The 19,470-nt window shown below is 50.8% G+C and carries 27 protein-coding genes and 1 pseudogene; 3 read left to right on the top strand and 25 right to left on the bottom strand.

Annotation, left to right across the window (positions count from 1 at the left end):
- Positions 1–21: 21 nt before the first annotated feature.
- Complete coding sequence (locus BBD42_RS15860; protein WP_099518933.1) at positions 22–1,005, top strand: aldo/keto reductase; 984 nt, start codon at positions 22–24, stop codon at positions 1,003–1,005.
- A 121-nt stretch (positions 1,006–1,126) separates the two neighbouring features.
- Here BBD42_RS15860 and BBD42_RS15855 read toward each other — a convergent pair whose 3' ends face one another.
- The 3 genes from BBD42_RS15855 to BBD42_RS15845 form a co-directional block, all read right to left on the bottom strand.
- Positions 1,127–1,804 carry a MarR family transcriptional regulator gene (locus BBD42_RS15855; RefSeq protein WP_099518932.1) on the bottom strand — a complete coding sequence of 226 codons (678 nt, stop codon included), beginning with the start codon at positions 1,802–1,804 and terminating at the stop codon, positions 1,127–1,129.
- Positions 1,805–1,921: 117 nt separating this feature from the next.
- Positions 1,922–3,595 (bottom strand): ABC1 kinase family protein, encoded by a 1,674-nt coding sequence (locus tag BBD42_RS15850; RefSeq protein WP_099518931.1) that lies wholly within the window; start codon positions 3,593–3,595, stop codon positions 1,922–1,924.
- A 28-nt stretch (positions 3,596–3,623) separates the two neighbouring features.
- On the bottom strand, positions 3,624–3,914 hold the full coding sequence (locus BBD42_RS15845) for a phasin family protein (RefSeq protein WP_099518930.1): 291 nt from the start codon (positions 3,912–3,914) through the stop codon (positions 3,624–3,626).
- Between the two features lie 571 nt (positions 3,915–4,485).
- On the opposite strand from BBD42_RS15845, the pseudogene BBD42_RS32670 reads away from it, so the two are divergent.
- Both BBD42_RS32670 and BBD42_RS32250 read left to right on the top strand, forming a co-directional pair.
- A pseudogene (locus BBD42_RS32670) lies at positions 4,486–4,986 on the top strand (excalibur calcium-binding domain-containing protein); the annotation flags it as partial.
- Positions 4,987–5,238 carry an excalibur calcium-binding domain-containing protein gene (locus tag BBD42_RS32250; RefSeq protein WP_237163528.1) on the top strand — a complete coding sequence of 84 codons (252 nt, stop codon included), beginning with the start codon at positions 4,987–4,989 and terminating at the stop codon, positions 5,236–5,238.
- A gap of 106 nt (positions 5,239–5,344) precedes the next feature.
- Here BBD42_RS32250 and BBD42_RS15835 read toward each other — a convergent pair whose 3' ends face one another.
- From BBD42_RS15835 to BBD42_RS15735, 22 genes are all read right to left on the bottom strand, one after another.
- A complete protein-coding gene (locus BBD42_RS15835; RefSeq protein WP_099518928.1) occupies positions 5,345–6,025 on the bottom strand; it encodes a M15 family metallopeptidase in 681 nt (226 codons plus the stop codon).
- Positions 6,025–6,429, bottom strand: coding sequence for a phage holin family protein (locus tag BBD42_RS15830; RefSeq protein WP_099518927.1), 405 nt, complete (start codon positions 6,427–6,429; stop codon positions 6,025–6,027). Before BBD42_RS15830 ends, BBD42_RS15835 begins: the two co-directional genes overlap by 1 nt.
- On the bottom strand, positions 6,426–6,542 hold the full coding sequence (locus tag BBD42_RS32520) for a CD1375 family protein (RefSeq protein ID WP_252120218.1): 117 nt from the start codon (positions 6,540–6,542) through the stop codon (positions 6,426–6,428). Before BBD42_RS32520 ends, BBD42_RS15830 begins: the two co-directional genes overlap by 4 nt.
- Entirely contained in the window at positions 6,542–6,877 is a 336-nt protein-coding gene (locus BBD42_RS15825; RefSeq protein ID WP_099518926.1) for a hypothetical protein, read from the bottom strand. Before BBD42_RS15825 ends, BBD42_RS32520 begins: the two co-directional genes overlap by 1 nt.
- A gap of 12 nt (positions 6,878–6,889) precedes the next feature.
- The gene (locus BBD42_RS15820) at positions 6,890–7,627 is read right to left on the bottom strand and encodes a hypothetical protein (protein ID WP_099518925.1); all 738 of its coding nucleotides are present in this window, start codon (positions 7,625–7,627) and stop codon (positions 6,890–6,892) included.
- A gap of 1 nt (position 7,628) precedes the next feature.
- Positions 7,629–8,201: a putative phage tail protein gene (locus BBD42_RS15815; protein WP_237163112.1), complete on the bottom strand. Its 573-nt coding sequence runs from the start codon at positions 8,199–8,201 to the stop codon at positions 7,629–7,631.
- The gene (locus BBD42_RS15810; RefSeq protein WP_099518924.1) at positions 8,198–9,265 is read right to left on the bottom strand and encodes a baseplate J/gp47 family protein; all 1,068 of its coding nucleotides are present in this window, start codon (positions 9,263–9,265) and stop codon (positions 8,198–8,200) included. The genes BBD42_RS15815 and BBD42_RS15810 overlap by 4 nt, the downstream gene beginning before the upstream one ends.
- Complete coding sequence (locus BBD42_RS15805) at positions 9,265–9,672, bottom strand: DUF2634 domain-containing protein (RefSeq protein WP_099518923.1); 408 nt, start codon at positions 9,670–9,672, stop codon at positions 9,265–9,267. The genes BBD42_RS15810 and BBD42_RS15805 overlap by 1 nt, the downstream gene beginning before the upstream one ends.
- On the bottom strand, positions 9,672–9,947 hold the full coding sequence (locus BBD42_RS15800; RefSeq protein ID WP_099518922.1) for a hypothetical protein: 276 nt from the start codon (positions 9,945–9,947) through the stop codon (positions 9,672–9,674). Before BBD42_RS15800 ends, BBD42_RS15805 begins: the two co-directional genes overlap by 1 nt.
- Complete coding sequence (locus BBD42_RS15795) at positions 9,944–11,008, bottom strand: XkdQ/YqbQ family protein (RefSeq protein ID WP_237163111.1); 1,065 nt, start codon at positions 11,006–11,008, stop codon at positions 9,944–9,946. The genes BBD42_RS15800 and BBD42_RS15795 overlap by 4 nt, the downstream gene beginning before the upstream one ends.
- On the bottom strand, positions 11,005–11,679 hold the full coding sequence (locus BBD42_RS15790) for a LysM peptidoglycan-binding domain-containing protein (RefSeq protein WP_099518921.1): 675 nt from the start codon (positions 11,677–11,679) through the stop codon (positions 11,005–11,007). The genes BBD42_RS15795 and BBD42_RS15790 overlap by 4 nt, the downstream gene beginning before the upstream one ends.
- Positions 11,679–13,559 carry a phage tail tape measure protein gene (locus BBD42_RS15785; RefSeq protein WP_099518920.1) on the bottom strand — a complete coding sequence of 627 codons (1,881 nt, stop codon included), beginning with the start codon at positions 13,557–13,559 and terminating at the stop codon, positions 11,679–11,681. The genes BBD42_RS15790 and BBD42_RS15785 overlap by 1 nt, the downstream gene beginning before the upstream one ends.
- A gap of 173 nt (positions 13,560–13,732) precedes the next feature.
- Positions 13,733–14,116 carry a phage tail assembly chaperone gene (locus tag BBD42_RS15780; RefSeq protein WP_099518919.1) on the bottom strand — a complete coding sequence of 128 codons (384 nt, stop codon included), beginning with the start codon at positions 14,114–14,116 and terminating at the stop codon, positions 13,733–13,735.
- 85 nt (positions 14,117–14,201) lie between these two features.
- Positions 14,202–14,642 (bottom strand): phage tail tube protein, encoded by a 441-nt coding sequence (locus BBD42_RS15775; protein WP_099518918.1) that lies wholly within the window; start codon positions 14,640–14,642, stop codon positions 14,202–14,204.
- 14 nt (positions 14,643–14,656) lie between these two features.
- Positions 14,657–15,700: a phage tail sheath subtilisin-like domain-containing protein gene (locus BBD42_RS15770; RefSeq protein WP_099518917.1), complete on the bottom strand. Its 1,044-nt coding sequence runs from the start codon at positions 15,698–15,700 to the stop codon at positions 14,657–14,659.
- Between the two features lie 12 nt (positions 15,701–15,712).
- Positions 15,713–16,162, bottom strand: a complete 450-nt coding sequence (locus tag BBD42_RS15765) for a hypothetical protein (protein WP_099518916.1) — start codon at positions 16,160–16,162, stop codon at positions 15,713–15,715.
- Positions 16,149–16,640 (bottom strand): HK97 gp10 family phage protein, encoded by a 492-nt coding sequence (locus tag BBD42_RS15760; protein ID WP_099518915.1) that lies wholly within the window; start codon positions 16,638–16,640, stop codon positions 16,149–16,151. Before BBD42_RS15760 ends, BBD42_RS15765 begins: the two co-directional genes overlap by 14 nt.
- A complete protein-coding gene (locus BBD42_RS15755; protein WP_099518914.1) occupies positions 16,640–16,957 on the bottom strand; it encodes a hypothetical protein in 318 nt (105 codons plus the stop codon). Before BBD42_RS15755 ends, BBD42_RS15760 begins: the two co-directional genes overlap by 1 nt.
- Entirely contained in the window at positions 16,957–17,355 is a 399-nt protein-coding gene (locus BBD42_RS15750; RefSeq protein ID WP_099518913.1) for a hypothetical protein, read from the bottom strand. Before BBD42_RS15750 ends, BBD42_RS15755 begins: the two co-directional genes overlap by 1 nt.
- 20 nt (positions 17,356–17,375) lie before the next feature.
- The gene (locus BBD42_RS15745; protein ID WP_099518912.1) at positions 17,376–17,600 is read right to left on the bottom strand and encodes an NUDIX hydrolase; all 225 of its coding nucleotides are present in this window, start codon (positions 17,598–17,600) and stop codon (positions 17,376–17,378) included.
- Position 17,601: 1 nt separating this feature from the next.
- Positions 17,602–18,690 carry an SU10 major capsid protein gene (locus BBD42_RS15740; protein ID WP_099518911.1) on the bottom strand — a complete coding sequence of 363 codons (1,089 nt, stop codon included), beginning with the start codon at positions 18,688–18,690 and terminating at the stop codon, positions 17,602–17,604.
- A 66-nt stretch (positions 18,691–18,756) separates the two neighbouring features.
- The gene (locus BBD42_RS15735) at positions 18,757–19,449 is read right to left on the bottom strand and encodes a phage scaffolding protein (RefSeq protein WP_216364828.1); all 693 of its coding nucleotides are present in this window, start codon (positions 19,447–19,449) and stop codon (positions 18,757–18,759) included.
- Positions 19,450–19,470 lie beyond the last annotated feature (21 nt).

Here is a 19,470-nt window from a genome sequence, read left to right as displayed (position 1 = left end):
CCGAAAGGGGCTTAATAGAACATGGAATATACGAAACTTGGACGAACAGGCCTTGAAATATCACGGCTTGCGCTTGGCTGTATGACCTATGGGGCTCCTGATCGCGGGATGCATCCTTGGTCTTTAGGTGAGGATGCGAGCAGAACTTACATTAAGCAGGCGCTTGAGCTGGGCTTTAATTTTTTTGATACGGCTAACGTTTATTCAGATGGGACAAGCGAGGAAATCGTCGGCCGGGCTTTAAAAGATTTCGCTAGCCGCGACGACGTCGTAATCGCAACCAAGGTTCACGGCCGCATGCGTCCCGGCGCCAATGGAGCAGGCCTCTCGCGCAAAGCCATTATGGCGGAGGTTGATCACAGCTTGCAGCGGCTTGGCACCGATTATATCGATTTGTATCAAATCCATCGCTTTGACAATGGTACGCCGATTGAAGAAACGATGGAAGCGCTCCACGATGTTGTAAAGGCCGGAAAAGCCCGCTATATTGGCGCCTCCTCCATGTATGCCTGGCAGTTTATGAAAATGCAGCAGGCTGCGGAGCGGAACGGCTGGACCCGCTTCGTCTCGATGCAAAACTATGTCAATCTGCTTTACCGCGAAGAAGAACGGGAAATGCTGCCCCTTTGCAAAGCAGACGGGATCGGTGTCATTCCGTGGAGCCCGCTTGCCCGCGGCCGCCTGACTCGGGATTGGGAGCAGGAGAGCGAACGCTCAAGGACAGATGAGTTCGGCAAAACCTTGTATGTCCAAACCGCAGAAGCCGATCGAAAAATTGTAGATAAAGTAGCTGAAATCGCCGAAAAACGAGAACTTCCTAGAGCGCAGGTCGCGCTTGCCTGGTTGCTGCAAAAAGACTCGATTACCGCTCCAATCGTCGGTGCAACGAAGCCCCATCATTTGACGGATGCTGTAGCCGCCCTGGATGTTAAATTAACGGCTGAGGAAATTGCCGCCTTGGAGGAGCCTTACGTTCCACATCCCGTTATGGGCGGTCTAAGCTAACGTCAGCTGGATTATTAACGATAGGCCGCTAGCCGTTACCTTATTCCTTTTGTCGCCAGCCTGTATCCTGCACTACTAATTTTTTTTCTACAAAAGACCAAAAAAATGGAGGCAGCTCGTATTAAGCGAACGCCTCCTTTACAAAATCAGCCAGCATACGCTGCTCGTTGCTCGCCAGCTTATGAATCATATCTACAAATTCCGTAACCAGATCCGCAATCTCGTGACTAAGCTCTTCTTGAACCGTCTGAATAATCGTCCCCATAACGGTGCCGACAAATAGAAGCAGCCTTGTCTGGTCACTCGGCGTTTTATTGACAACAATATGAATAAGCTTCTCTGACTTACCTCCGAGCTTTCTTAAATAGGCTAACAGCAGTCCAGTAATATAACCGCAAAATTCAATATTCGTTGTTTTGCTAGGAATCTCATCTACTATTTTTCGAAGCAGCTCATTAATACTCATATGATTTATACTGTTTAGCAATTGCTTAATTTTATTGGCGGTTGCTTCCCAGTCGCCTGGATTTACTAAGTCAGAGCGCTCCTGGCGAAACAATTCTGCCGCCTTGACAGTAGGCGCAAAAACAACCTGCGACCTTCCCGTTTCTTTATCGTTTACCTCATAGCTTCGCGATACAAAGCCCGTTTTTTCCATTTCTTTCATCATATCATAGGCTGTCCACTTGCTTACGCCTAAAGCTTTAGCCAAAGTTTCATAGTGTATAGGTAATCGAGTACGTTGGTAAAGCTCCATCAGTTGGTTCAAAAATTGCAATCGGCGTTTTGTAAGCCCCATAAACCTACCTCCACTTTCAACAAACACTATTAATGCTATCACTCCTTCATTTTAACGTCAACAATCGCCCTCAGAAAGCCGAAAGCTGATTTTGCTCATATCGTTCAGACACTGCATTCAGAAGCGTCCTGAACGTATTATGGCGTATATAACATATACAAACATCGCCAAGGTCACTGCGAAGCCTATCTCAATAACCGGCAAACCCCAAAATAGCGATTGCGAGTGATTGAGTGCGGCTCCAACAATTAAGCCGACCATAACGAGGCTGAGCGCAAGTAGAACGATGCTGAAGGATAACTGGTTGCTGATGCGATCCATTTTCTTCATCAACGTATCCAATTGGGGAGACTCCACTTCCATTCGCAATTTGCCTTTTCGGATAACGAGTGAAAGCTGCTTCAAGGCAGCTGGAATATCACTCACCAACTCGAAATAATCAGGGGCATCCTCGAGCAGTCCTTTCCATATTTCTCTTGGGTCCATTTGCTCCATAAATAGTTTTTTTCCAAAGGGCTCCGCAATATTGAAAATGCTAATTTTCGGATCGAGTGCAACAGTTACACCCTCCATCGTCAGCAAAGCTTTCCCCAACAGCGTCAATTCCGATGGGATTCGAATATGATGCCGATTTGCCACCGAAAATAAATCCCTGATCGCTGTTCCTAAACTTATTTGATTAAGCGGCACCTGGTAATACTTTTCTCTCATTTCATCAACATCGGCATATAATTTGGCCTGATCCACCTCGTCTGGAATAACACCCATATAGGAAATCGCCCGGATGACGCCTTTAGAGCTTTGATTACGCAAAGCAATGACGAGTGAAGCAAAATGCTTTTTCGTATGAGGAGATAGTCGCCCTACCATTCCAAAATCGAGCAATGCCAGCCGGCCATCAGGAAGCGCCATAACATTGCCAGGATGCGGATCCCCATGAAAGAACCCATCTATTAGAATTTGGTGAAAAATCACGGTTGCCAGCCGTTCCGCAACCAACTTTGTATTTATACCTAGCTGTTCAAGCTGCTTTCGATCTGATAGCTTAATTCCATCAACATAGCTTGTAGTAAGCACACGCTTCGTACAATAATCCCAATAAACAACCGGGACAAAAATATAAGGCAGTTTCTTGCTGTTAATCATAAATTTTTCTGTGCTCTGTGCCTCTATGGAATAGTCCATTTCTTGGCGAAGCGCCTTGCTCAATTCCTCGACAATTTCATTAAGCCGGTAATGCTGCGCAAGCTCAAATGCTCCCTCGCTTACTTTAGCTACGTCAGCCAATATATTTAAATCCGTTTCAACCAGCTTTTGAATGCCTGGACGCTGTACTTTAACGACTACTTCGGTTCCATCCCTTAAAGTAGCCTTGTGAACTTGCCCAATGGAGGCTGCTGCAATTGGTGTAATGGAAAAGGAGCTGAACAAGTTAGTAATGGAGTCTCCAAGCTCCGCCTCAATAATTCTTTGAACATCTTCATAAGGAAATGGTGGGACATCGTCCTGAAGCCGCTCCAATTCAACTATAATATTTGCAGGAATTAAATCGGGCCTTGTGCTTGCAAGTTGCCCCAGCTTTACAAAAGTAGGCCCTAATTCCTCCAATAACAGACGGATACGTTCTCCGATACTTTTAGTATGCAGTTCTGCCCGTTCAGGATTGCGTAAAAACCAATTCTTCTCTTGTATGCCTATCCCATCCGATACATAACCTAAGCCGCTTCGGGCAATCGTAGTTGCAATCGTTCGATAACGCTGTAATTGACGGATTCGTTTTCCTCGCTGCAAGCTATTCCAGCCTCCTGTTCACTGCCGATCATTGCTGCTGTTCCAAAGCATCCAACCGTTTTTCAATTCGCTGAATATCATCTTTTGTAGCTATCTGTTTTTCACTTAAAATCGCTTTTACCCTTTCTTGTGCAAGCTCCTCCATCCTCTGGCGCATCTCTTCCCCTTTTTGAACAAGCGATTCAGTTAATGTTTTTGATTCTTCTTTACTAACCTGCCCTTTCTGTACTAATTCATCAATTGTTTTTTCCACCTGCTCCTTGCCTGTAACAGCAATCCCCATTGCCAAAGCAACTACTTTGTTAATTGTATCTTTCATCTGTAAACAACTCCTTTATCTAATTTGTTTTATTTCATTAAAATACACAAAAGACCAAAAAACTATTCATAAAGAGAAAATAATACTTAAAGTGCATTATGGTTTGCAGTTATCGTTTTTGGGTCTTTTGTGTCTAAAGAGTAGCACTAAAAATATAATAAGTCAAACTTAAACGTATGCAGCTGCTTCTTTCCAAACAAATAAAAAAGCTCCTAAGGATTAAAAATCCTTAAGAGCTTTTTTATATAATGCCGGCGAGAGGACTCGAACCTCCACGGTTTCCCTCACGATTTTGAGTCGCGCGCGTCTGCCTAAATCGAAAGAACCGCGTAACAACGCTATTTGTACGCACTATGACCGCGTATTATTCGTTTCTCCCCGTACGACTACGTGCAATCATACGGTAAATCAGGCGTAAACCAGTCGTACGCACCCAAAATAGTACGCACCCTTGACGTGCTTCTACTATAATATATACGCACGAATTTCGCAAGAATTATCGTTTCCACATATCGCCAAAATGCGCCATATGTAGTATATTTGTGACGTATATTACAGAGGGGGATTATGTATGAGGAAGTCAACGCGCGGTAAAATTATCGGAGTAGTTATCGGATTCTTTATCGTCTGCGGCATCATTAACGGAGGAAGCAGCGAAGACAAAGCGCAGACGGCTGCGTCCGTACCTACGAAAAGTCCGGTAGCAAGTAACGTACCAACAGCGGAGCCACTCGCGCAGAAATCGGATGCAGACTTTGACGTTGAATTAGCGTTTCCGTCCAACCGTTATCCGGAGACGGCGCGCCACATTATCGCAGCTATTAACGCAGGCCATTCCGCTATTTGTACGATCGACCGGAACGGCGCCGACGAGAACCGCGACGCATCGTTACGCGGCATTGATACGAAAGACGGATATGACCGCGACGAGTGGCCGATGGCTATGTGCGCAGAAGGCGGAGAAGGCGCGGATATCGCGTATGTAACTCCGAAAGATAATCGCGGGGCCGGATCATGGGTCGGTAATCAGCTCGAAGAATATCCGGATGGTAAGCGTATTAAATTCGTTGTAATGGAGCCGAAAGAGTCCGCTAAAGCGTCATCAGCCGCTAAACCGACGGAATCGCCTGAAGCTACCGCGAAACCTACTGTTAAACCGACGGAGAAACCAACGCCTGAACCTACGATAGAACCCGTCGAAGAGTTCGTATATTACAAGAATTGTTCCGCTGTCCGAGCGGCCGGAGCTGCGCCTCTTTACGAAGGTGATCCGGGATACAGCACGAAGCTAGATCGTGACCGAGACGGAATAGCTTGCGAATAGATGAACGCAGAAAAAGGCGCTTACGTAAACCTTACGGACTCATTCCGTTTGGTCGTACGTAAGCGCCTTTTTTTTGATACCTCGTATATGTTTCGTATATATCAGGTTACTGCGTTTCCTGCCCGCTAGCCACGCGCAGCACATTCGCCAGCCTATTCGCTTCTTTCTTGCGCGGCTCGTCCTTCTTCGCATTAGCCGCTGCCCACTCCGCTTTCAGAAACGTGATAATCGCGTTCGCATCTTCGACTTTCAATTCCGGTTCCTCCTTCATAATCGCGTTAACCTTCGCTAATACCGCGCTAGTCTGCGCCGCTGTCGGACGGATGTTTGCGCGTAGTTGAGCCGTTGAGAGCCCGAATGTCATCTCGAAGTGCGGATAGTCTTTGAACGAAGTCCAATCGCCGCCCCATGCGAATCCTAGCGCCTTAGCTTCCGCTACAACTTCGTTCCAGTCCGCAATGCCGTCCTTATCAGCGTCTCGCTTCGTATCCCAATAAACGGAGCGGCCGTCTTCCGAAAGCAGCGAGAAGTCTATCGCTACGCCGAAATTGTGGTACGAGTACCCTGCGCGTGCATTCGTGACAATCGAGCCAGCTTTCGTACGCCCCTGCGCGTATAAAGCGTCCTGCTCCGCATACGTTCGTAGCCCTTGTGTAATAACGATCGGCACGCCGCGTTTATAACTCCGCTCAATTAACGCTTCAGCCGCCGCTTTCACAACGGGCAACAATCCGCTTAACCGCGCTGCCGACTTCGCTTTCACTTCCGAAAGTGTTAACGTCGCCATTACTTTACGCCTCCTTTACGCTTCAAAACATCGATCATCTCGCGAAACTTGTCCGGTAAGGGAAGTCCTAACCGACCGTAATTCTCCGTTATGGAGATTAACTCATTCGCGATATAGAAATACGTCGCTGCCGTTATCGCTACGTTGTCGAGTCCGAGCAGCACGTCGATACGGTGCGCTAAGATGATGACGAGAAGCATAAGGCCTTTCTTCGCGCCACCTACCGAACCGATAGCGGAGTTGAGTCCGCGTCCCTCTTTGAATGAAGCGCTGATGCCCGTAATAATATCCGCCACCATCGCGATTAATAAGAACGTGAGAGCCTCCGTCCAGCCTCCGAAAGCGAACGCAATAAAAGCGCCAGCTACGCCAGCGCCTCCGTTTAATATGATCTGTCCGCTCATTCGGACGCCTCCTCTGCGTTAAGTAACGTCTCGACTGCGGCACGATCCCGCTGCGGTACGTCCTCCAATTTGCGTAAGCCGAGCTTAATTAGTCGGCAGTATACGTACGCCACTAAGCGCCGCCTCCTTCGTTTGTTTGTATCGCTATAAGCTGCTCATATACGTCCGCGAGCGCCGTCATAAGCGCGACGTTATCCGCTTCGAGCGATTCGATTCGCAGCTCCTCCGGTGATTTCTGCGGTAACAATGCCGCCTCTTCTTCCGGCGTTTTGGCGCGTTCCGTTACGTCAATTAGCGCGCCGTTTTCGGTAACGAGCGTGTAATACGGATACAGCGTCCGAACCTTTGCGGCTAGTTCCGAATCGTCTGCGATATAGTAAGCGTTCGGGTACGTGTCAGCCGTCAGCCATTCGCCTGTTTCGTAGCTACCGTTTGCATGTACGATCATACGTTATCCCCCTTATCTGAACGCGATGTAGTGATACACAGCTCCGGCCGTATTCGTGTAAAGTGAGTTTACCGAGCCTACGTCGCGGTAAGCGACCTTAAAGCCGTTTGTTGCCGTCTGCACGATGGGCCCGTACGTAGGCGCTCCGTTATATGCCGGACTTCCTGCAATAGCGAATCCGCAGTACTCTACCCGACCGAACAGCGTACTCAATATGACAAGAACGGCGCTAGGCGTAAATGGGAGTGCTATATCTCGTAATGCTGTGTTATCGCCAGTATACGTACCCGCCACATAAGCAGCCCCCGCCATGATTCCGTCCAGCTTCGTTTTATCGGTTGCGCTCATGAGTCCGTTAACGGCCGCAGAAGCAACCGCCGTTGACGCCTTCGCGTTCCAAGTCGTCCTTTCCGCGTCAGTTACGAAGCGGTTGCCCGCGTCCTGTACGATGATAGACGGTGGGTGCGTTGATGGGTGTGTGTAGTTGTTAGCGCCCGTTGCGATCGTATCAAGCTTCGTTTTATCCGCCGCGCTCTGAAAACCAGCGGAGCCAGTCGTAGCTAATGCGTGAGCCGTTCCGCCCGATCCTTTATGCGCAGTCAAGTCCGCACCTATTCCGTCTACTTCCGTTCCTAACGCACTTAACTCCGCTATCTTCGCGTCCAATAAATCCGCGTTGACGTTAAAATTAACGATAGTCGCGTTATCGGACGCTTCTATTTTTTTAATGCCGCTTGGTAGCGTCTGCATATTACGGTCCCTCCCATATTTCTAATTGCGCGAATGTAAGTCCGGCCGTCTCGATATCGCCAAACGTAACTGCGTAATTTTCCAATGCGCCAAACGTTGTATACAAGAACACGTACTCGACGGCCAAGTGCGCTGGCATAGCGTCTCTTATCGCAGCTTCTAAGTCCGCGAAATTAGGCGGCTGACCAAGCGCGGATACAAACGTCAGCTTCACCGTATAATTCGCGTTATCCTCAACGACCTCAACTTCGCCGTTGGCGTAAGCCTCTGCGATAGATTCGATTAACTCCGCAGTCACCGTACCGACTCCGCGAATACGTGACTTTAGCGCTGCTCGCCGCTGCTCAACCGGCTTAGCTTCGTCCGTCTTCAGCGCGAAGTTACGCTCCCATCGCGGTAAAGCCCAAGTTGCTGTATCAACGAAAAACTGCGCCAGTACGTCGTATATGTCCGCATTAATCTGCGCAGCCTCGGCGGTTTCCCTGTTGATGATATTCGTTGCGATCGGAACATCCTCGTAATAGCGCGGCAAATAATCGTGCATATCGCGTTGAATCTCCGTTAGCGTCCTCATTCCGTTACCGCCACCGTTCCAGGTACTGCGACTTGGCCTGCGCTAATCAGTACGTTCGAGATGCCGCCGTTGACCGTCAAGTCTTCGTAATCCACAACTGGCGGAAGGTCGAGAATGACCGCAGCAATCCGCGTATACCTTACGAGGTTATCGTTAAAGGCAATCGACGCGAGGTAAGCCGTTACGCCTTCCGTTATTTGCGCTTCAACGGCTTCTATCGTTGCTCCTGGCGCGAGTGTGACGGATACCGAAACGTTAATCGGAATCTCAGTCGCGCCTACTACCGTAACCGTTGCGCCGATCGGACGCAGACTTTCGATATACGAAGCCGCTGCCGTCACTGTACCGCTGTCCGGCGCTGTCTTATCTGCTGCGAGTAATACGACCTTAACCGTGCCCGGACCGGACCACACCGGAATAACTTGCGCGTCCGAAACTCCACTAACCTCAAGCGCCCACTGACGGTATTGATTCGCGTTACCGCTCGTCGCAGGCTTGGCCGCCCGTTCGAGGATGCGCGCTCGAAACTCTTCCTCCGTCTCACCAACCGCTCCGCCCGTAAAGGCTGCGTTATTTGTAACGGTAACGACGCCGGACAAGCCGCCTAAAACGGTGTTAATCGCGCCAGCCGCTACGTTGCCGGACGCGCTTGCTTCGTCAGCTTCCGCTGGAACAGTAACAGTCGCAGGCCGTCCCGTAAGCGTACCGGATGCGGTTGTCGTAAAATAAACCGGCTCCTCGCCTGCTGCTGACGTTTGGACGCGAGTTCCGACCGGCACCGTTACGCCTCCAGCTCCGCTAAACGTTAATGTACCGGTAGACTTAGCCGATACCTTACGCGTTAATCCGTATTCGGCCGCGCGTAAGTCTAAATATTGACCGTATGTCGTATCGACAAAGCCGAAGTTGAGAACGTTGTCCATTTCGATGTATGCGAGCGCCATTTCGATTGCTGCCGGAGACAATAAATCGTAAGTAACCGAACCTTGCCGCTTGTCTATCTCCGCAGGGCTCGCGTCAAGCATTCGTTGAAGTATCGCGGCCTTCGTTTGATCTTCGTACACTAAAGCGTCACTCCTTCCGTTATGATATCGCCGTTAACCGCCTCAACTGCGAACGTAATAAAACAAGCGTCGGCGCTCCGTGTTATAACGAAGTCATCGACGCTTAATATGCGGTCATCGTATATAAGTGCTTCGCGGATGATGCGTGTGATTTCCGCGTCAAATAGTTCGTTGTTAACGTTCTGTCCGATTAACGATTCGATTTCATTACCGTAATCTGTGTCGTATATGAGATGCTGATCGCGCGCCGTTACGAGCGCTTTGCGTATAAACTGGCGGAGCGCTTGTTCACCGTCTATCATCGCGGTTAATTGCTGCTCGAAGATATCGTAAGTACGGCTTGGCTCCGGCGTGACGTCTGCTGTGATTACGCGGTCGCTCGTCGTATTAAACGGCTTCAGCGCCATCAGAACGCCCCCAATCGATCGAGGATTACGTAAGTTTGGCCGTCTGATAGTTCCGTTAGGATAACGCGATCATCGACGGCGAGCCCGCTTTCGGCGACGCGTACTGTTACGACGCAATCGTCCGCATCAAGTTCGAGCTTTGTTCCGTCGATCTGAACGGTAAACGCTGGCGACGCGGCCGTGACCGTACCGAGTTCAATTTGCGTATTCTTGTTAGCGCCGATCTGCCGTATAACATCGTGTAGCTTCTGCGCTACGCTTCCCTCTGGTTTCATTCCGCGTCCTCCTCCGTCTTCTTAGTTTTCGTCTTTTTCTTCGTCGTCTCGGCTGGCGGCGTGTATTCCAACTCCGGAAGATCGTCCGTCGCCGACAACGTAAGTACCATCTTGTGCATACCGGCTGCCCACGTATGGACGTCGCTACTCACGTAATAGCTGCCGACAATCTGCGTCATCTCATCGTGTACATAAACGGATACGCCCGCGTACGTGTCGTCGTAGCCTTCCGCAGTAACGACAGCTTCGTCGTCGATTACGTTGAGTTCCGCGAGTCTGTCCGCTGCTAGCTTCGTAATCTCCGCCTGTGTTGCGTCGGAATCGCCCGTCTCGAAATGCTGCATGAGTCCGTAACCTTCAATTGAAGCTTGGTCGGATGCGACCGCTATAATTGGCTTTTTCTCTTCGTCTCCGCCGACAATGCGGACTTGGTTTCGCATGTCTTCGATTGACTGCGAATAGGACGCTTCGAGTAAATTCGTAGCTGACTCGATGATATACGCGGCTTTCCGATCCGTCCGTTTCGCGAGGTGGAGTTTTCCGTCCGCGGCATAGATGAAATAGCGCCCGCCTCCGTGTTTGCGTGTGACCGTCAGCGCCGTTGTCATCATATCCCATAGCGTCATGTCACGCAGGATAAGCTTCGGAATGACGTACGGCGTTTCCGCGATTGTGCCGATGGCGATTCCGAACTCGACGCAGAGCTTCCGGATAATTTGGCTCGCGGCCATCTTCATAAACTTCTTCGTGTCCTCATTTTTTGTGAGGTATACGTTCTCGTCGTACGCAACAAGCGTCATCGAACCGGACTGGTCCGTTTGGCGGCGGAAGATGAATCCGCGAAATAGCTCGATGCCATCCGAAAACAAGCGGAGGTCTTTGCCGAGCTGGAACTCCGCGATAGGTTTCACGCCGTCAAGCGTATTAGTAAGCGTCACCTGAAGCGTACGGTACGCCTGCTTAACGTCGCCTGACCATTCGACTGACTGCGTGATTTCTTCGATGTAGATATCGCCATTGCCTCCGTTATAGAGGACGCGCAAGTCCTGCGGTACATTCATCGCGGAATCACCAACTTTTGGCCGAGCGTTATCATATTCGGATTCGCTCCGATTAGCTTCTTATTCGCGTTGTATATATCGCGCCATTTATCGCCGTTTCCGTACACTTCCGATTTCGCGCTGATTTTGAACAGCGAATCGCCACGTGCTACGGTGTAATTCGATACCTTTTCGCCAGTGTCCGCTCGGCCTACGCTCGCCGTTGTAACCGTCGTCTTATCGTCAGCGTAACCGAGTTTGCGGTAACTTACGAACCGGTACTCGCGCAGGGATAAGTCGAAATAGATATCGCCAGGATTGCCGCCGCGCTCCGGTTCGTAGGTAAAATCGCGCACCGTTACCGCGAGATTGATTGGTGTCCCTGTTACCGTTAAACGCAGCGGCTCGCCCGACCGCATCCAGCGTTGAATCTTGTGTACGCAATTCCACGGCTTAGGTAACGGTGAATATGCGCAATAAGTAGCGTTGTAGTCACGCGGGAAAAACGAGCTGAAGCGGAACTCCGTTTGTCGGCGCTGGCCGATGACGGTGTACTCGCCGAACTGAGCTGCGTCCAAGTCCGTGTAACCGTGCGAAGTAGAGACGGAAATTGATTCGGGATTGACCGGAAGCTGAAGACGCTCAGCTCCGTTATTAAAACTGAGGTGAAACTGTATCGGATTCTTCGCCATTAGTATTCGCTAGCCCCTCCTAACCGTTTTCCGCCTGGCTTCGCGTTCGCATTGTTAGCGTCAGAAATCATCGTATACAAACTGCGCGCGATTTTACCGATATCCGCCTCTTCGCGGATCGTAGCGCCGCCCATATTTACGGTGACTGTCGTATTATTCGTAACAGGCATTGGCTGCGTGAACGGATTCTTCGTTGCATAGGCGTTCTTCAGGTCAGACAATCCGCCGGAATTGAATCCGCCAATCGGATTAAGGCTAACTTTAGGTGACGCTGAGTACTCCGCTTGAATTCGCTCTTTCTCCGCTCGCCTAGCGGCTTTTGCGTCGCCTGCGCCTAACTCCTGGTAAAGCGCCAAGTCCCAAAAACCCTTACTTACGTCAGTCATGCCTTGATCAAACGCCATGCCGAAATCAATCGTCTTAATAAGCCATCCGAAGTATTCCGACTCGCGCATGCCGTCCATAATACCGGTCATCAGGCTTTTTCCGATGCTTAGCCCGACGCTTGCGATTTGTTCGGACGAGCCTTCGAGTGAATCTACGAGTGTCTTCGTAATCTTTTCGGAGTAGCCTTCAAAAGCGGATTGGCCTGAGCTGCCCCACCATGCGTCAAACGAGGCCTGTACCGTATCAAATACGAATTCCACCTTACTCTTGAACGTAGGCAACCGGTTAAAAGCGGGATTATTCGTGAAGTTATCGAAAATATACTTCTTACCGTTATCAACCGCCTTCTGTACAGCCGCCGTAATTGCTGGCGAGTACTTTTCGACCATGTTAGCGGCTGATATTGCGAAGTCTTTAATTATCGGCATAGTCGGCATAAGCGCAGAAATTTGCAAAGTTTCCAATGCGCCGTTAAATTGTTCGACCGCTCCCGCTGCGTTGTCCATCTTCTTCTTCGCAACGTCCAGCGCGGTTACCTTCGACATTTCCTTCTGAAACTTCGCAACACCTTCCGCGCCCTCTTTAAGCAAGATGTTACCGGCGCGTATCGCGTCAGAACCGAACAACTCCCGCAAATAATCCTGCTGCTGTTGCTTGTTGAGTTTGCTCAGCGCCTTCTGAAGGATACCGGAAATACTCGCTAGATCCTTTAACTCGCCGTTCGCGTCAAAGAACGTATTCGTTCCTTGCTTCGTAATGATGCCAAGTTCCTTCATCGCACTCCGAGCGGCTTTCGTAGCAGGCGATAGATTCATCAGCATCGTCTTCAGCGACGTACCCGCATCCGAACCTTTGAGTCCGTTATTGGCGAACAAGCCCATCGCGATATTCGTATCCTGGAACGACATGCCGATCCCGCTCGCAACCGCCGAAACTGCCGCAAGTGAGTACCGCAAGTCCATTACGCCAGTAGCCGAAGCGTTAGCCGTACCGGCTAGTATATTAGCCGCGTCCGCCGCACTCATATTATCGTCCTTATACGCATTAAGCGCGGTCGACATAATCTCCGCCGCGTCCGCTAATCCGAGTCCGCCCGCAGTCGCCAAGTTGAGCGCCGCTTCTAGACCGCCTGCCTTTACGGTTGCTGGCGATAAACCGGACTTTAACAACTCCTCGATACCCTGCGCCGCTTCCATCGCGTTATATTTCGTGCTGGCGCCCATCTTCAACGCGAGCGATTGCATTTCCGCCATCTCTTCGCCAGTAGCGCCCGTCAACGCTTGAATCGTCGACAGCTGCGCCTCGAAGTCCATCGCCTTCTTGAATGAGTCCGTTACTACGGAAATGCCCGCAAACGCTCCAGATACGCCGATCGCCGCAGCGGAAAGCGCCCCGAACTTGCCGACCGTTCCCATCAGCGCAGACGTAATCCCACGCAAAGGACGCGTAGCCTGGTCGACTATGCGTAAATGTGCCGTTAAATCGAATGCCATGCGTTATCTCCTTTCTGCTTTACGTCGTTCGCGCGCTTCTTCTTCGAGTTGGTAGCGCATGGATTCGTACATAAAGCGTTTTTCGCGTTTATCAAGCTGATACACGACGTGAGGCGGAATATGGTGCCGCTGGAATATGACGTGCAGCAAAAACGCCTCATCGTCGCCGCGAATTAGTTTGGGAAGTCGACCTCCGCGTCGCCGTAACCGTTAACTTCTAGCGCGTTCTGGAATAGGCGTTTAATCTCGCCGTCCAATAGCGCCTTACTCACGCAATCGGCTGCGTCTTCAGCTCCGTAATGTTCGATCAAGGCTGCGTCGGAAAAGTCCGGTTCCGCGCACGTTTTAACGATGAGATTTGCCGCAAACATATCCGCATTCAGTTCCTTGCCGCCCTTACCGTTGCCGAACGTCGATTCCTGGCGCGCTCGCTCGATAACATCGCGGTCAACCGCCTTAACCGTAAAATTAACGCCTAGCCGCGCCATCGGGACGTCGCGTGTAACGTATTTATTAGCGCCAAGCAGCGCCTGAAGTGCGTTAGATTTCGTTTTCATTCGTAATTCCTCCGTTTAGTTAAATTAAAACGGAGTAGCCGCGTTTGATTGCGTACTACTCCGTTTTTATTGCGTGCATTAAGCGTTAGTTACTACGTAGCGGCGTCATGATTTGATGGCCGGTAAATGTGAACGGAAACTCGTTCTCGACCATCGAGCCGACGTCCGACGTAATCAGCGGAATGCTATCGAACGTTACGCCTTTAAGACGTACGCGATACGTGCCGCCGTTATCCGGATCGGTAACGGAATAAATCAGCTCCGTCACAAGCGCGGACTTCGCATCATCCGTACCTTGGCCGATTTTCTCGATCAACTCGCTTGTAACAAGGTAACCGCTGAAGTCGCCGCTACCGCTTACGCCCGTTACCTTTTTACCGATCCAGCGCGTGCCCGCGATTTTGATATCCTCTTTATCGAAGTTAATCGTCGCGTTAACGGTCGTAACGTTCGTAAGCCAATTACCGTCCGCGTCGAATAACTTGCCGAATCGTCCGCTTATTACTTTCGTTGGGTCCATCGTCATTTTTCTTCGCCTCCTTATACGTTAATGGTCATGAAAATACGTTCCATCGAATCAATCTCAACGTACGAAATCGCGAGGAACACTTTATCGCCAGTCGACGGATTGTTCGGGTCAAGCGCGACAACAGGATCGGACAGGACGCCGTTATCCGCGAGCGTTTCGAGGTATTTCGTAACCGACGCAATTAACGCTGCCCGACCGTCATCGTCATTCGGTAACTTACCGATGTATGATTCGTTTGCAGTCGTCTGAATGTCGTCAATAACCGCCTGCCTTGCGCGGATACTGCGAATCTTAGCGCCGGAAGTCGTAATGCCTTGCTCGATCTTTACGCGCTTGCCATCGTTGGTTAACACGAGACTACCCGCTGCTAGAGCTGCGTTTGTTTGCGCGTTGGACAGGCGCTTCGTCACGTCATTAGCCGTAGTAGTTGCGTAAGTAATCGACGCGTTAATCGCTGTGCCTGCGATAAGACCTGCGATAAATGGCGCGTATTCGGACGAACTGTATGAAGTGTCGCCGATAACCGCTCCGTTAATTACGTTGACGATGTAGTCGTCTTCGTTAAGTAAGGAGCGTGCGTTTCCGAGCGCCGGATCAGCGTCAGTTGTCGCGTCGCCTCCAATGACAAGTGCGTACTGCTTACCGTCTGCGCGATTAGCGATCGTCCATGTTTTCAGCGCTGCTTGCTCCGTAACGTCGTATTCATGCGCGACGAAGACGTTGAAGAATTGCGTATCAAAGCCCGCACGCATCGCCGTGTAATCCGCTGTTACCGCTTCGTCTGGCAGCGTATAAACAAGTACGGATGCAGCTCCGCCTTGAAACGCGAGCGTAATCGGACCGATATTATCAACGCCGAATAGCGCTTCTGCGTCAGCTACCGTCTCAACTTCGTAATAACGTTCCTCTACTGCCGTACCTGCGTACGTACTAAGTGATAACGCAACGACGCCGCGCTCACCGCCCGTGATTGCTGCTACTGCCGCCTGTACAAAGTTGATGTAGACGCCTGGTCGCGTAGGTAGAGACGTAGGAATCCATGTGCCTCCCGCCAATGTAAAGCCCCCTTATATTTTCGTAGTAATTTCCGTTCGAACTTCCGCGATTAATGGCACGTCTGCTTGCGTCCGCCTTTCGCGTACCTGCGCGCGCAAAACGCCAATTGACGCGAATAAATCGCCGTCCGTCTCGAACGGTTGCGCAAAAGAAAACGCCCCAACACGTATATATCGCGATGAGGCGTTAATCGGTATTAAATTACGGTCGTACAGTGCCGTGCTTAGCGCGTCCATCTTCGCCAGGACGTCCGCCACCTGTGCGCCGAAGTATATAACCTGATAATCACGGTCAGCGCGGTAATGCTGAAACGTCTCAGTCGTTCGCCCATCGTTAATTAACCGAATGACGAATAGACCGCTGTAAGGTTCGCGCGGTACAATCTGCTTCTCGGTCATCGCGTCAGGAAACGTGGCTTTGACGAAAGTTTCTATCGATTCGAGTTCATTAACGACGCCCAATTCGGAACCCCCTTCGCCGCAGCTCCGCTTTTATATCGTCTTCCATTTGCGCCGCCCAATTCGCGCCCTCACGTTCCAACGGTTCGCTTATGAATCGTGGAATCGTTCCGGGCGTCGTCGGATTACGGAACCTATCGCCATGCTTAATCGGATACTCGTCGTGTAAGTACGCGGCATAGTCACGTTTACGCGCACCGTGCGTCTCGATTACGCTAGCCGATATCGTACCAGTAACGTTATCCCCGTCCTTGGCCGTATCGACTTTGATGCTGCGCCGCAAATGTCCCTTATCGAGCGGAGCCACGTCAACCGCCTTCCGCTTCCACTCGTCCATAACGTCGTGCGCCGCAACGACTGCGCCTTCATCCAACGCGTCGTCTAACCGTTGGTCCCAACGCCTGAAGAACGCGCCAAGAACGCGCTGTACGATGTTTCGGCGGCCATCGATATTGACCGTTATTCTGTTACTCGCGCCCATTATACGTACACCTCCGTCAAGATAGCGCGGCCACTGAACATGCGAATAGGCCGTATCTTAATCGGTCTGCGTTCGATCGTTACGCCTAATTCGTTTACATACGTTATTACGTCGTCGTACGCAATGGCCGCTAATTTATCGAGCAATATCCGCATATCGGCGACCGCCTCCTCTCCGGCTTGATTCGTGACTACTTTCGTCGTCTCTTCAACGCGAGCTTTTAACGTAATCACTTCGGCCGCCGCTGTGCGTCCCCAACCGTCCGATACGCCAGCTTTCGTAATTGTAACCGTCTGCTTCAGCGGTAGGATCGCCATTACAACACCGTCCATTTAACGCCGCGCTTCGAGATAACGACGCCGTTCTCCGCGCCTATAAGATCGAGCGCTACTTGCGGAATCAGTGCCGCAAGGTCGGCGTCAGGTCCGACGACTAAGTCCGCCTTAAATCCGACTGTTACCGTAAGGTTGAGCGCAAAGTCCTCAATGCCCTGGCGCGCTAGTTTATTCGTGTCGTTATAAGCCGTTGCGAGTACGTTGGCAAACTCGTAAGCCGCCGCGTCGGGTATCGTATATTTCGGATATTTACGGGCTAGCGTCCGTCCAGCGACGTTCAGTATGCGTCCTTTACTCGCTTCGTCCGCGTCCGTCCAATCCTCAATAACGATACAATTCGCACCGATATATTCGTCTGCTTCCGTTACATTTGCCGCCATTCCGCGCCCTCCTCCGTTTGTTATTTTACGGAGGATTTACGCGAGGCAGGCGCCTTAACAGGCTTCTCCGCTTTATCCGCTGTTACTTCCTCCGGTTCGTCAACGCGAACAACGTCCGCCAATTCGTCTAGTACCGCGATTTCCGCCTCGGACTCCGCAACGAAGAAGCCTCCGCAAAATCTGCAGAAGCTCCCGTCAACGTAAAATCCGAGTTCAGGATAGCGCGGCGATGCGTATTTTGGCATATTACGACAGGCCTTTCAGTCGACCGTGCGCCTTCTCTTGTTCAAATTGCAACGTGTACTCACCGACAATCATCCCGGTCGTGTAGTCGCCTTTTGCACCGAGGTACGTATGTCCAAACTCGCGCGTTCTAAGCGGTTTGATAGCCATGCGATTAGCGTCAGTCAGGAACAGTTCGTCCGCAGCTAGATTCTGATTCAATACGATTTCAAATTCTCCGAAATCCGTAACGATGAAATCTGCTACACGACCGCGTTTATTTTCAGCACGAGTCAATACGACTTTATCCGCCTCAAGCGCGGACAATGCGATTTTTTGTCTAGCTGCGACCATGATTTGGTAGTCACCGCCAGTCGCGAAGCCGCCAGCGTCGTAAACTTGCTGCGCCAGAGTATTAATATGCGTCAGGGCAAGCGCACCACTTACGTTGGTTACGTTTGTTTGGATAAACTGGCGAATACCTTTCATTTGGCGGATTTGTCCGGATTCGTACTGCACGCCGTTAATTAGCGCCTTTTCAAGTTGAAGCGCAAGTTCGAGTTGCTTCTTCTGCTTCTCGTACTCATATTGGTTGTCGATCCCGTATTGAGCAACGGCCTGCGCTGTACCGGAAATCTCGATCGAGTCGTCGAAAATTTGTGTCAAGTTCGACTTACGTACACGCGGTTTGAACCGTGCAGAACGTGCGTCAGCTCCTTCTTGACCTTCGACGAATAGAACTTCGACTTTCGCGCCAGAAGCGATAGCCGCAGCCGTGGTTGATGCGTAACCGCGCGTTACCGTCAACGTCTTAGTACCGGAGTTAATCGCGGATACGTATAGCAGTTCCTCGCCGATTTTGATTACGTGACCTACGCGGAAAGGTTCAACGGATACGACTACAACGTCCGTAGCACCTACGAGAGCCGACGCGCTTGTTACCGTCTCATCCGCGAACATTTCGTCTTCGAACCATACGTGCTCGACTGCGGTTACTGCTTCCGAGAAACCTAGCGCGTTAAGCAACGGAGTTTGATGCGGATTAAGAAGCAGGATTTCGTCTACTACCGATTCACGTTTACCGATTAGAGATGCGTTATATACCTTAGCCATTTTTAAATATCCCCTTTATGTTGGTTTTTGGGCAAAACAAAAAGGCCCAATTGCCCGGCCCCTGGATTAGTTATTCAGTTCGTCTTTAAGCGCGGCGTAAGCCATGCGGTCTTCAATACGGCCAGATTTACGCGCTTTCTCGCCAGCTTCCGCGATAAGTTGTTCCTTCGTTTTCTTCGCGTTCTCTTCATTACCGCCAGAACCTCCGCCAATTGAACGCGGCTCCTTCTTCGCCTCGGCGGCCAAATACGGTTTCGCGGCCAGCAACGCAGTCACAACGTCATCAACGCCGGTTACATTACCGTCATCGTCTACGGACGCACCGCTCAAGTCCGCAAGCCTGTACGCGTCATCTATCGCATCAGCCCTTACGCCAGCCTCTTTCGCAAGCAAGCGGAACTCTGCGCGAATAACTTGGTCGTTAGCGGCCTTCAGCGCTTTGTCGCCGCGCTCGGACGCCTCTACCGCTTTGCGTTCCGCTTCGGCTTTCTCCGCCTGCAACCGCTCCGTCTCCGTCAATTCCGCAGCTTTACGCGCGTCCTCTTCAGCTTTCAAACGGTCACGCTCCGCCTTCAGTTCGTCATAATCGGCGTATTTACTTTTCACGCGGCCCTTTTCGCGACCAATTAGCGCGTCTAGTTCTTCCTGCGTAAATTCGAGCTTCTTCGGCTTATCGTCATCCGCGCCTGAATCGTCGTCGCCCTCCGCAAATAACTGAAGGTTTAGTGGCAAGCTATATTTACGTTTAATATCGTTCATTTTACGTCCTCCAACCGTTTA

Source organism: Paenibacillus sp. BIHB 4019 (assembly GCF_002741035.1).
Classification (GTDB): Bacteria; Bacillota; Bacilli; order Paenibacillales; family Paenibacillaceae; genus Pristimantibacillus.
This window is presented reverse-complemented; position numbering and strand designations above follow the sequence as displayed.